Here is a 13,709-nt window from a genome sequence, read left to right as displayed (position 1 = left end):
TTTACAGGATGTCACACTTGCACCTACTTATAGGCTAAGAGTTCAGGTTTTATACCTGAGCTTTTTTATTGATAATAATAAAAACATACGTTCTGCTTTCTCTTTACTTGACAAATAAGTTGTAATATACTGAAAATAGCACTCGTCATGATACAGTGCTAATAATGGCATGGAATGGGGGGCAGGATGTGGCGAAAGATCAATCAGAAGGTCAAGTAAAAGAAGTTACTAGACATATCAAAAAAGAAGTTGAACGGGAATTGTGGGCAAGATCCGCTGGCAGATGTGAGTTTCAAGGGTGTAATAATTTGTTATATAAGTCTCCAATTACTCAGGAGAGAGTAAACATTTCAGAGAAAGCACATATATATTCATTCTCAGAATCTGGTCCTAGAGGCTGGGGACCATTTAAGAAAAATCCTGAGGAATTGAACAGTATAGATAACTTGATGCTAATGTGCAATGGATGTCATACAACCATTGATCAGGATAAGAAGGGACCAAAGTATTCAGCGAGTTTATTGCAACAATGGAAACAAAATCACGAATATAGAGTTTTGACTGTAACAGGAATTGCTTCTAACAGAAAATCACATGTTGTTTTTTATGGTAGTAATATCGGTGAACAAAGGTCAGTTATTCAGAAATCAGATGCAATTGAAGCGATGTTTCCCGAACGTTACCCCGCTGAGGAAAGACCTATTACTATGTCAATGGCATGTTCCCATCAAGATAAATCGCCAGAATTTTGGGTTACTGAATGTAACCACTTGGAAAAAATGTTTTCTAGAGAAGTGAATCGTCGGATTGAAGATGAGCTCACTTCTGCCCACTTCTCTGTATTTGCTCTTGCCCCAATGCCATTGCTAATTAAATTAGGCACATTATTTACAGATAAAATTGATGTTGATACTTATCAGCCAATAAGGGAGCCTAAAACCTGGAAGTGGCAGGATTTCCCCGACGGATTTGAATTTATTATTAAGGAACCGTCTTCATATAATAATCCTCCTGTACTAGTTATCTCACTGTCAGATAAAATATCATTCGATAGAATTCATAAAGTACTGGGCAGAGATGTATGTGTCTGGGAACTGACAGTAGCGGACAAGTTTATAGGCAACGATACTATTCGTGCAAAAGCACAGTTGTCTTTAATGAGAACTATAATACGAAAATTGATGATTAAGATAAAGGAAAAACATGGTTTTGAAACACCACTAAGCATATTTCCTGCCATGGCTGTTTCGTTAGCGATTGAAATGGGAAGAGCAAGAATGCAAAAAGCAGATATGCCCTGGATAATTTTCGATCAAAATAGTGATGTTGGTTCTTTTATTGAAGCATTGAAAATTGGAGGGGTGTAAACATGATCACAAGAGAGCAGAAAGAACTCATTCTTAAAGAAATGATAGAATCGTTGGATTTACCCGAATCAGCCTATGACCGAGCGATTAAGCGTTACGAAGACTTAGGTGAATGGTTTAACCGAGATGAATCGTCATTAAAGGACAATGAGGTACATATCTTCCCTCAAGGTTCATTTATGTTAGGAACAACAATAAGACCTTTAAATGAAGAGGAAGAGTATGATTTGGATTTGGCATGTAAACTTAGGGCTAGGGTTACAAAACGATCCCATTCTCAGGAATCACTAAAAAAACTCATTGGTCACGAACTGGAAGCTTACAGAAAAGCCCGTAATATTAAGGAAGAGCTAATTACTAAACACCGTTGTTGGAGATTGGAATATCAAGATGATATCAGCTTTCATATGGATATTGTACCGTGTATTCCAGAAGAAGATACTGAGCAGAAAATTCTTTTGGAATCAATGGTAAACTCCGGTCTTGACCGAATAGTGGCACAACGTGCATCACAGTTTTCTGTAGCAATAACCGATGATAGACATCAAAGTTACAATAAAATATGCGATGACTGGAATATTAGTAATCCAGAAGGATATGGAAAATGGTTTGAGCATCGTATGAAAAGCACTGATGAACAAATTCTCATGGAGAAAGCACAAGTAGATCGGGTTCCTGCTCATAGCCGCAAAACCCCACTCCAACGTTGTATTCAAATATTAAAGCGACATCGTGATAAATTGTTTGGTGATAACGAATCAAAGCCTATTTCTATTATAATTACCACCCTTGCAGCAAGAGCGTATAATGGTGAAAAGGATTTAGTGACAGCACTTAACAATATTTTAGCAACAATGGCTAATCATATTAATGCAAATACTCCTAGAGTGCCCAATCCTGTGAATCCCGCAGAAGATTTTGCTGATCGTTGGAATATGCCGGAATGTCAACATTTAAATCTAGAACAGAATTTCAAAAGTTGGCTCTATCAAGCACAAATTGATTTGACACATATAACATCCACAAGTGATACTACTTTTATTGCAGAACAAGCTCAACTAAAATTCGCGCTTAATATTAATGAAGATAAATTGGCAAAAAGTATGGGAGTAAACAAGGAGTTAATGGCAACAGTTTCTTCAAAGCAACATATAATCAACGATCCGCCTAAGCCTTGGATTAACGGTGTATAGGAGCCTAAGTTCATGCATAAATATGGCATTTTAGATTTTCTAAGGGATTACCCTGGAATGACAATTGGACCGTCGCGAGAAAATCACATTATTTTGCAAGGAATATTTAAATTTAAAGCAAAAGTTAAAGGACTACCAGAGATTGAGGATTCTTATAGCCTATCGATCCTAGTTCCCAACAGATTTCCTTTTCATATACCAATAGTAGAAGAAGTTGGCGGGAAAATACCTAGGGATCATAATTATCATATTAATCCAGACAATACATTGTGTCTCGGTTCTCCCCTTCAACTTTTGAAGAAACTAAATAAAAACCCAACTATTAATGTATTTGCTGAAGAATGTCTCGTTCCATATTTGTATGCAGTTTCGTTTAAGCTTCAAAATGGTGGAAGCTTTATATTCGGTGAGCTTGCTCATGGTCAAAAAGGAATAATCGATGATTACACTCAGTTACTGGGGCTAGGGACTTGGGAGCAAGTCGTATATGCACTAAGGTTACTGGGAGTAAACAAGCGGCTGGCGAATAAGCAACCATGTCCCTGCAAGTGTGGAAAGAGATTGGGGGCATGTAACTTCCGCAAAGTGCTTAATCAATATAGGCAAATTGCTCCATCGTCATATTATAAAGAGCAGTTGCAAAATTTTAAGAGATAATGGGACTATGGGGACTTGAATACATTTTTTGCTGATAACACTGTTGGCAATCTTATTCCCCTCCAAGGTAATAACAATTTACCTTGGAGGGGATTTTGTTGCCGAGACAGCTTTTACCGGATTGGATGAAGCCCGCCTGGATGGGTGCAGGGAAATATTTGGGAGAAGAAGGAAACACATTTCTATTTTAATGGCTATTTTTTCGTTGGATTGATTTCAGTTTTATAGGAATTATGATCATTTATATGCTTTTTCAAATAGACATTCTGATCAGTCTGTTGATGTGATCAATTCACTATGAAAAACGTAAAGTCTTAAATATACAATATTAAAACGTGCAAATAAGGTACTATAATTTCAATTTTTTTCATCTAAGTTATGGACTGCTGAGAGCCTAGAACTCTCGGCTTTTCTTGTTTCTCTTGAATTCTTGTTCTCTATATAAACAATTCTTCGAAATTAGCTCTTGTAATGCGCACATATATTCCTTATAATTAAATACGAACGTTTGTTTCCGTTTTTGGCGTAGATACAAAATACATCAGGATAGAATGTTCGCAATCACATCACTCAAACCAATAAACAGGAGGCCAAAATTTGTCCACTAATCCAACACGAAATCAATACCAAATCAAACTGTTCCACTTTAACGAAATCACTCATGTAGGCGACCAACTTTGTGCTCCGCAATCCAGCACTCGTCTCATCACCGTATCGAACAGCATCTATCTCGATCAACTCAAACGAGTCGTAGCAGAATGTGATCCTTCCACCGATGTTACTGATGTCATCTTTATGCTCAAAGCTGATCAAATTGACGAAGATGATCCATCCCAACTTGCTTTGTTTGAACGTATGCTACGAGAGGGCATCTACTGTAATGGAGAGAAATATGTCCGTTCGATTAAGTCACCTGCGATGGGACGTACTCAGAGAACAGAATTCATCCAAGAAGAATATGTTGCTGATCTGTATCGACGCATTACACTCGGCAAAATGCCACCACTCACCAATATCCATAAGTGGGAAGCTGCACTTGGTGTGAGTCGTTCAGCAGCACAGCGAGTGCCTTATATCCCTCGTATTGTCGTCATTCCCGATTATGAAAAAGATACGATCATTGAGGATGTATGGAAAGTGGAAAAGTGTGCTGAAGATTTGGAGCAACAGAAGTTGATATTCGATGAAAAGATGAAGCAACGTGAATATTTCAAAGCGAAGAAAGAATTGAAACCATCTAAGGAACAATTACATAAGTTAGAACGTATACCGAATAAAACGATCTCGTGGAATGGTCGCACGAAGTCTAATCCTGATCAATCAGATTTCAAAACCTTCAATGGATGGAATAAAAAGAATCGTCGTGTGAAGCTAGAAGCAATTTCTTTTCCTGCTCGTTCAGTTACGTATAATGACGAACTATACCCTTGCTATTCCATCGAGCAGACGGAAGAAATCCCAATCATAGCAATCAATGAACAATCCATCGGCTTTAAGCGAGTCGAATATCCACAGTATGAAAATAAGAATGTTCAATTTTTCGATGGTCAAGGTTTAATGAGTTTTCAGTTTGCCGATTGTATTGGACAACGTCTGAACCTATCCTATTCACCCAATGCAGTTCAAGGAAGACTTCCATATATTAAAGGTAACTTTATCCGATTCGATCTGATGAAATGGTTCAAGGAAAACAACGTGACCGAGATAAAGGATGTTTTTGGTGAATTACAGCCGATCATCGACAAACAGGGTCGTCTTATTGATCTCATCCTCACCAAATCCTGCTTCAAAGCTTGGCATCAATACAGTGAGGGAGAAGCAAAGCCTAAGTGTTTGTTTGAAAATATAACGGAATACGAAGCATTACTGAAAGTACATAATCATAATCACTTTTGGGTAGCGAACTATGCGAAGCCATAATACCAAATGAACGCCTACACACCACTGACATACCAATATATTCATGCGCTTAATCTCACGCTGAACGATTTATTTCAATTAGCTACGCCTCTCATGGATGTCATCAAACGTGTACTACATGGACAAAAAAATGACACCCATGGAAAGTGGCTTCGAGATATTGCTTACACGAAAGCGTTCCTACATATGCTAGTCCAAGAAGATGATGAACCTAAAGATGTTGACGAGGAACCCGACGAACAGGAAGATGAAATAGAACGGGGACAGAAGAAAGAGTTTATAAATGAAATTATCCAAGCTATCGATTTGAATGAATTGATGCTGTATGACGGTAATGTCCGTAAATTCATCGTGAAGCAAGCCATGCTGAAAGTACAGGATATGTTGAAAGGTCGTATCCCGATTCGAGGTAGCTACTTTTATCTAACCAACGATCCGATTGCGTTTATGGAGCATGCCAGTGGAAAACCAGTAACAGGTATATTGAAGAAGAACCAGGCTTTTATGAATCGGAAACGTGGAATGCATGCGCTATTTCGGTCACCGCTAACCATATTTAATGAAGTTGGCAAGCTAGATTTTGTACAAGTACATAACCGATATATACGTCATTTAGATAATATGATTGTGCTGAACTGTTGTGATTTAACACTGGCAAGACTTGGACTCGGAGATGTGGATGGAGATACGGCTCTCTGTACCAACGATCCCACCATACTCTCAGTCGTGATTGATGCTCCTACCATCATCAATGAGGATGATAAAAAAGTAGCTGCTCCAGTACCGAATAATATGGACAGTATCGTCAAGATGGAGCTGAAAAGTCTACATAACCTGACGGGTAGATGTACGAATGTGAATACGTATTTTCAGAATTTAGCCTTGGAGGAAGGAAACCTGCAAGCACGGGTTTTGGAAAACTCTGTCCTCAAATTCCTCCAAGGCCAAATCATTGATGCGACCAAAAATGGGCTAGAGGTAGAGATTCCATTTGTGTTGGATCGTCTGGCTACCCAAATGCCGTATTTCTTTCGTTTCGTTAATGGTGGCAAAGCGGATGATTATCAGTACTCGAAAAAATCACCGTTTAACCAGTTTTGCGTTGTGGCAGAGAAGTACATAGATGACAAGTTTAACATGAAAGATGGCAAACTGGATCAGTCGATTTTGGGCATCGAGAGTACGAGACAACTGTTACAGGATATGAGGAAGGTTAGCCAGTGCAAGTTTCTGGATTATCTGGCTCGTATTGAACCGTTGTATACAGAATACAATGAGCAGAAAACACCAATTGATTATCGACGTATGCAATTTAATGAGCTAAAAAAATGGGAACGAGATAATGATACTCGGAAAGCGATCAGTACTGAATACGCCAGGTTAAGAGAGGAATACAAAACTCGGTGTGAAGAGATCTGTCCTTATCCTTCGATACTTGCCAGTGTTGCTGTCGAGATCGCTTATCAAAACTACAGAACATACTCCTTTGCATGGCCGTTTGTAGATGGACTACTGGAAAATCTAAAGCAGCATGAAAATGTGATGAAAAAGGAAGTACGAAAGGTGAACCGGCTTACGAATCGAATTGTAGAAGGCAAAGAGCTTACCATTCAAGCTGGCATGGCTATAATAGATGATCTGGAGTTTCCATTCCATGTGCGGGATGGTGTGTATTCATTATTTGAGATTATGGGACAATTTTTTATTGGGTACGAAGCTGAACGGGAAACCGTAGTACAAACCAGTAATACGCCTTCCCTGTTGGACGAGAAAAGTACAAGACGAATATTGAGGAATTATTCGCTCGGCTTCAGCACATTGAAAAAATCGGAGGAAGAATCGCAGTCGGTAGCTGACCAGGTATTGGGCAAAAAATTACAGATTCAGGTGGTCGAGCATTGCTATGTTCATATTGTAGATGAGCATGGAGAAAGGAAATGTATAATTCCAAGAGATCAGGTGATTCGCCGAGATGAGGGATTATCCTTACTGGATTTTGATGGAGCAGCAATTGAATTTTTAACTATTGAGAAAGTCGCGAAATCAAGCTTTAAGGCGATAGTCCATATCGAATAAATTAAATCATAGGTCTGTCATGATAGGCGCCTGTTAACACGGGCGCTTAGGTGACACCTGCTTTATGGGTGCAATTCCACAATGACAGGAGTAAATCTGAATGAGCTACTTTTATTGTTATGATATCCATTTGTTTAATTATCTGACGAGTAAGGGATTTTCGTTTATAACGAAGGCACGACACTATAAGGCGAATGTTTTATTTTCCATGTATCTGAAAACACCAGAACTATCTGTAGCCATTGATGAATGGGAAGCAACGAATCATTAAAATGTAGATGTTAGAAATGATGTGAGGAGCATTTGATGAGAATTGATGAGTATAAGCCAAAGCAAAATGTAACTGAGAAGATAAACGGGGAGGAGGTTGAATGGAAAAATGGAGATATCGTTTTAATTAGCAGTGGGACAGCATCAGGTAAATCCTATTTTATTCGACACAAGCTGGAACAACTAGCGGATCAGCAAAATGTGAACATACTTTTATTAGTTAATCGAAAGAACCTGTATAAACAGAATAAAGAAGCTATCGACAATTCATTATTCTCAAGAATCAAAGTTGAATTATATCAAACGATTGAGAACCAGCTAAACAATGACGAGGAGTACGATTTTTCTCCATATACATACATCGTGTGTGATGAATCACATTACTTTACTACGGACAGTGGATTTAATGATAATTCGGATGATTCCCTTCAAGCTATACTCGGTCTACAATCTCAAATTAGGATTTTTATGTCCGCAACGGGTCATGTGTTATTCTCTTACATAAAGGATCAATACAGACGTAAGCTCAAACGAACCGGGAATAAGATATGGACGTATACCATTCCAAGGAAATTCAATCAAATTGCATCGTTATCCTTTTATACAGACTTTTATGCAGTAGAAAAATGGATTGAGCGCAAATTCAATAAAGCTAACGATAAAATTATATATTTTGCAGACACGATCCAAAAGGCTTTTGAGCTTTACCAGAAGTATGACGATTCATTATTCGTATGTAGCCAAAGCGGCAGCAAAAACAGAAAGTATCTCAAACATGTAGACAATGATCAAGTGGAGTCCATGGTCAAGCAAAATAGGTTTGACTGTAAATATCTATTCACGACGACGGTGCTTGATAATGGTTTTGATTTGAAGGATGAGCACATAAAATTAATTGTATGCGATATATTTGACGTGGATACGATGCTACAGTGTATTGGGCGAAAGAGATTCAAGAATGACCAGGATAAGGTTCATGTGGTGTTGCTGAATAGAAACAATAGGAATTTGAATAATTACTTGAGAACTGTCCAGAAGAAACTGGATGAGGCTGACGCTTTTATCAAAGGTGGAGTTCAAGAATGGAAAAAGCTAGTGGGGAAATTTTCGAGGGAATCCAATTACATCATTAAAGACAACGCAATAAGTGATGGCAAATATATATCAAAGAAGACAGTGTCTAGAGTTAAATATCTTCAAGCTGTAGCTATGAGAGATCGGATCAAAGCAATGCTGGATCAGAACAGAGAAACCAATAATTTTAGGGAAGAAACTGGAGGGAGAAAGGAAAGCGATGCCTATATGATGTACATTTCGAACTTATTACATAAAAATAAAATCATGTTGATTGAGAAACGATTTGAGCAAGAAGAATTATGTAGCTATTTAGACACGATAGTCGGTAAAAGAATATACAAAGACGGTAAAAATCAAGTCATTGAGAAATTTGATATCAAGGATTATCGAGGCAGATTACAAAAGGATATTAGCCAATTACAGTCCTACCTCCAATCGAATCAATTAAAATATGCGATTGCTAGTTTTCCAGATAACCGAAAAAAGTTAGAAGATGGAAGCAACAATCCCCATAAAGGGAAGCGATATTGGTTAGTCAGCAAATTTAACGAATAGTCGGTTGTAACAAAAAAATCAAATTTTTCTCATTTCCGATATTGCCAAAAAGGTAGTATATATAAGGATTTTTTAATCTCGGACAGCAAATTGTGGAGTAATGCTATATATATACATGTATCCATGATTTGCTGTCCAGATGATAGTAAAGTCAATAAAATCAACCGTTTTATGAATTAAGGAAACTTAGAAAATTACGAAAAAGTGAACTTAATTAGCCACAAAGGGGTTGGGTGTGGGAGGGGAAACGGGGGCAGGCGATACTACCGTTTACGAAGCGCAGCGAAGTGGTTTTATCGCGGTTTTGAGTTTCCCCTATCCCACGAGTAGATGAATAATATAAAGTTCCATTAAAACTAATTTTACATAATGATTAGAGAATTTATTAAATAGACTATTGATGTAGTAGTGTGCTTCGCACAGGGCTTGTCAGCCCGTAGAGAGGTCGTGATGTGAATACACGTTCTATTCAACGGCGAATTTAATAGAGCTATAGATTATCGCTTTAAAATTTTCATGTTTCATATTGAAATTAATCTTGCTCAAAAAAATCGAAAAGGGAGAGATTTTAAACTTGGATTTGATCACAACTCAGGATTGGACAAAATTTAGAAATTTAGAAACACTACCACAGAAAGCCGGGGTCAGCCGGGACAAACTTGGACTATTGGTTGCGAAAGAGTTGGCAGATAACGCTCTGGATCATTGTGGATACTGTGAAGTGGGATATGTGGAACCGAATGGATTCTATGTGAAGGATCAGGGTGAGGGGATCAATCCTGAATTATTGCCCAAGCTATTCTCCATTAATCGTCCGTTTCTGTCCAGTAAAATATTACGGATGCCAACTCGGGGTGCATTGGGAAATGGACTTCGTGTCGTATCGGGTGCTGTTATCGCTTCAGGTGGGAGTTTATACGTATCCACACAAGGACACCGATATCAGATTCATTTCCAAGCAGATGGAACTTCTACGGTTAAGCAAGTAGGCGATTCTCCTCATACGGGAACGAAGATTGAGATTCAATTTGGTCATTCGTTAACGCCAGACCTACATTGGGCAGAATTAGCCATTCAGTATAATCAAGGCGAAGAGTATAAGGGGAGAACATCTGGCTATTGGTACACGTCAGAAGCATTTTATGAATTGTGCCAAGGTTATACAGGTAGTGTACGCGAGTTGGTTGCAGAGTTTGATGGTTGCACAGGGACGAAAGCTGGAAAAGTGGCAAGCGACTATAAAAACAAATTGGTTCAATCGCTTTTGTTTGATGAAACGGAATTATTGCTTGGTGCGATTCGGAATCACAGTAAACAGGTCAATGGATCTCGTTACAGTAGTATGAATGGAATAACGGGTTATGAATATTACAAGTCCAGCGGTGAATTTACAGTGAAAAGTGGTAGAGGAATATATGACGCCGAAATCCCGTTTACAGTTGAAGCTTGGGTTGATTTCAATAAGTCTTCTGGACTGGATATCCTCGTCAATAAATCTCCAACTACAGGATGGAACCAACTTAGCGTAGATAAAAAATCAGTTACTGTATTCGCAAGTGGCTTCTATGAAAAATTTGCAATAAAGCCTTGCCACATTATTCTGAATATCACGACTCCTTATATGCCGATTGTGAGTGATGGTAAGGAGCCTGATTTAAATTGGATGAAGAATGAAATTAAAGAAGCTATTCAGAAGGCAGCAAAACGAGCGAAGAAACATATAAGCAAAACGGATAAGAAGAAGTCACAGAAGGATATCATCCTGATTCATTTGCAAGCAGCCATCGACAAAGCAAGTGGTAACGGTAAGTATCCCTTCAGCTTACGCCAACTGTATTATGCCATTCGTCCTTACATCATTTCAGAGTTAGGTCGGCAGCTTGAATATGGACATTTTTGTGGAATCATTACCAACTATGAAAATGAATGTGGAGAGATTCCAAATTTGTATCGGGATAATCGAGGTGTATTGTATCACCCTCATACAGGTGAGGAGATTCCTATTGGTACATTGACGGTTCAGAACTATAGTCGACCGAATTGGACATTTAATAAAATCCTATATTGCGAAAAGGAAGGTTTATTCCCATTATTAAAACAGGCCAAATTTCCTGAACGGTATGATTGTGCATTGGTCACGTCGAAGGGATATGCCAGTCGAGCCGTTAAGGATTTGCTGGATATGTTAGGGGAAACCGAGGAGGAACTGCAATTCTTCTGTATCCATGACGCTGATGCTGCTGGAACTAAAATCTATGAGACATTGGTTGAGGAGACGAAAGCTCGCCCAGGTCGAAAAGTACGAGTGATTAATTTGGGACTTGATCCAGAGGAAGCTGTTCATATGGGTCTAGAAGTAGAAAAGTTAGAAAGGAAGAGAGACGAGAAACCTGTAGCGGGTTATGTAGCTGGCGAATGGAAAGATTGGCTACAAACGAATCGAGTCGAGTTGAACGCTATGGATTCTGAGTTATTTGTTTCTTGGCTGGAAAGGAAGATGTCTGAGTATGATAAAGGCAAGGTCATTCCAGATTTAGAAACGCTTACTCGTAGCTTGGAACAAAGCATTCAACAACGTGTCGAGCAAAAAATAATGAAGGAAATTCTACGTGAAGCCCATTGGGAAGAACGTGTACGTCAGCGAATGCTTCACCTTTCGCCTGAATTAAGTGAACGATACAAGGTATTGGATGAGGAAGTATATCATGTACTGGACAACCAACGGGAGCAATGTTGGCGAGAGGTCATTAGTGATATAAGCGATCAAATTGAATTGTAGAAGCAGCTGAGTCACGATTTAAAATTTGTAGTTTTACGACAAGAAATTTAGCAAGTTGAATAATGATTGAAATATGAAAAATTTAAAAATACATATCATACATGGGGATTCTGGCTACCAGCTAGGGTTCCTTTTTCATTTAGAGAGGAGCAATTAGGATGATTATATTGTTACTAGCATTAGCTATAGAAATCTGTATTTGGCTTAGCATATTCTTCACTGTAATTCTGAGTGAGAGGAGAATGAGCCGGATTGGAAATCGAATTCGTAAACGTAGAAATGCCCATACCATACATAAAAAACGCCAGAAACAATGAGAAAGCTGTAGACATAAAGGAGCAAATTCTATAAATGAAATGGATGAAATTGAAGATCGATCAACTGGTACATGCCGAATATAATCCAAGGAAGGATTTAAAAGCGGGTGATCCAGAGTTTGAAAAGATTAGGAATAGCGTAATGGAATTCGGTTATTGTGAACCAATTATTTGTAATAGCGATTATACCATCGTGGGAGGCCATCAACGTGCCAAAGTTTTGAAGGCACTCGGATACGATGAAGTTGATTGTGTTATAGTCGATGTGAACAAGTCAAAAGAGAAAGCCCTGAACATAGCGCTTAACAAAATTACAGGGGAGTGGGATTTTGAAGCATTGGCTGCATTATTGGATGAGTTGAAAGAAGTAGAATATAATATTGAGCTAACGGGCTTTGATTGGTCTGAAGCGGAGAAGTTGCTGGATACATTACATGAAGAATCCGTGGATGAGGAGGATAATTTTAATGTGGAAGAAGCATTGCCTGAACATCCGATCACTCGTAAAGGTGACATCTGGCTACTTGGGAAGCATAGGCTAATCTGCGGAGACTCGACTAATCCTCAGGATATCGCAACATTGATGGATGGCAAGAAGGCTCAGCTTATTGTGACCGATCCACCTTACAACGTGGACTATACGGGCAAGACGAAGGCTGCATTGAAAATTGAAAACGATAAGATGGATGACGACCAATTTTATGATTTCCTATTAGCTGCCTATACTCGGATGTATGAAGTAGCTGATGATGGAGCAAGTATTTATGTATTCCATGCGGATAGTGAAGGTTTGAATTTTAGGAAGGCATTTATTGAAGCCGGATTCAAACTGGCACAATGCTGTATATGGGCTAAGCAAGCGATGGTTATGGGTAGACAAGATTATCACTGGATGCACGAACCCGTATTATACGGTTGGAAGCCGACAGGTGGACACTACTGGAACAGTGATCGGAAGCAGACAACCTTATGGCAATTTGATCGCCCCTTTAGGAATGAGTACCATCCCACGATGAAGCCGATTCCCTTGATTAGCTATCCGATTAAAAATTCTAGTAAGCTTGGTGATATCGTATTTGATCCATTTGGTGGTTCAGGTTCAACGTTGATTGCTTGTGAGGAAACGGATCGGATTTGCTATACCAGTGAGCTTGATCCCAAATATGTAGATGTGATTGTGAAGCGGTATATTGCCCACGTTGGAAGCGATAGTGATGTATATTTGATTCGGGATGGAGTGAAGATGGGCTATTCAGAAGTTGTTGCTGAGCCAGCAAGATCAGAGGTATCATGTGCTGACTAAACCGAAAGGGTGATTCAAGTGGGTAAGACAAAAGTGAATATGGTGATTCGATTCCTAAAGGGCATGCAAGCCGAGAAGGTAACTGTGCTAGGGGCTGAGGAAGCTCAAGAGGACAATGAGTTGATTCAAAAGGTGATTGAGGATATCGAATTGTTTTACGAGGCTGAATTGGAAGGGTAAGCTAGAATACATATA

General features: G+C 38.9%; 10 protein-coding genes. All 10 read left to right on the top strand.

The window, feature by feature from the left end:
• Nucleotides 1-188 precede the first annotated feature (188 nt).
• The 10 genes from QMK20_RS18545 (at nt 189) to QMK20_RS18500 (ending at nt 13,694) form a co-directional block, all read left to right on the top strand.
• Nucleotides 189-1,367 (top strand): SAVED domain-containing protein, encoded by a 1,179-nt coding sequence (locus QMK20_RS18545; protein ID WP_283652788.1) that lies wholly within the window; start codon nt 189-191, stop codon nt 1,365-1,367.
• A 2-nt stretch (nt 1,368-1,369) separates the two neighbouring features.
• Nucleotides 1,370-2,560 carry a nucleotidyltransferase domain-containing protein gene (locus QMK20_RS18540; protein WP_283652787.1) on the top strand — a complete coding sequence of 397 codons (1,191 nt, stop codon included), beginning with the start codon at nt 1,370-1,372 and terminating at the stop codon, nt 2,558-2,560.
• A gap of 12 nt (nt 2,561-2,572) precedes the next feature.
• Nucleotides 2,573-3,217 (top strand): hypothetical protein, encoded by a 645-nt coding sequence (locus tag QMK20_RS18535; RefSeq protein WP_283652786.1) that lies wholly within the window; start codon nt 2,573-2,575, stop codon nt 3,215-3,217.
• 597 nt (nt 3,218-3,814) lie between these two features.
• On the top strand, nt 3,815-5,137 hold the full coding sequence (locus QMK20_RS18530; RefSeq protein WP_283652785.1) for a hypothetical protein: 1,323 nt from the start codon (nt 3,815-3,817) through the stop codon (nt 5,135-5,137).
• Nucleotides 5,138-5,143: 6 nt separating this feature from the next.
• Nucleotides 5,144-7,213, top strand: a complete 2,070-nt coding sequence (locus QMK20_RS18525) for an RNA dependent RNA polymerase (protein WP_283652784.1) — start codon at nt 5,144-5,146, stop codon at nt 7,211-7,213.
• Nucleotides 7,214-7,313: 100 nt separating this feature from the next.
• Entirely contained in the window at nt 7,314-7,484 is a 171-nt protein-coding gene (locus QMK20_RS18520) for a hypothetical protein (RefSeq protein ID WP_283652783.1), read from the top strand.
• Between the two features lie 35 nt (nt 7,485-7,519).
• Nucleotides 7,520-9,115, top strand: a complete 1,596-nt coding sequence (locus QMK20_RS18515; protein ID WP_283652782.1) for a DEAD/DEAH box helicase — start codon at nt 7,520-7,522, stop codon at nt 9,113-9,115.
• A 574-nt stretch (nt 9,116-9,689) separates the two neighbouring features.
• On the top strand, nt 9,690-11,894 hold the full coding sequence (locus QMK20_RS18510; RefSeq protein ID WP_283652781.1) for an ATP-binding protein: 2,205 nt from the start codon (nt 9,690-9,692) through the stop codon (nt 11,892-11,894).
• A gap of 351 nt (nt 11,895-12,245) precedes the next feature.
• Entirely contained in the window at nt 12,246-13,514 is a 1,269-nt protein-coding gene (locus QMK20_RS18505) for a site-specific DNA-methyltransferase (RefSeq protein WP_283652780.1), read from the top strand.
• Nucleotides 13,515-13,532: 18 nt separating this feature from the next.
• Nucleotides 13,533-13,694 (top strand): hypothetical protein, encoded by a 162-nt coding sequence (locus tag QMK20_RS18500; protein ID WP_283652779.1) that lies wholly within the window; start codon nt 13,533-13,535, stop codon nt 13,692-13,694.
• Nucleotides 13,695-13,709: the final 15 nt, after the last annotated feature.

The sequence above is a fragment of the Paenibacillus sp. RC334 genome (assembly GCF_030034735.1).
In the GTDB taxonomy this organism is placed as follows: domain Bacteria; phylum Bacillota; class Bacilli; order Paenibacillales; family Paenibacillaceae; genus Paenibacillus; species Paenibacillus terrae_A.
The sequence above is the reverse complement of the archived record's forward strand: the minus strand, read 5'-3'. Positions and strand labels throughout refer to the sequence as shown.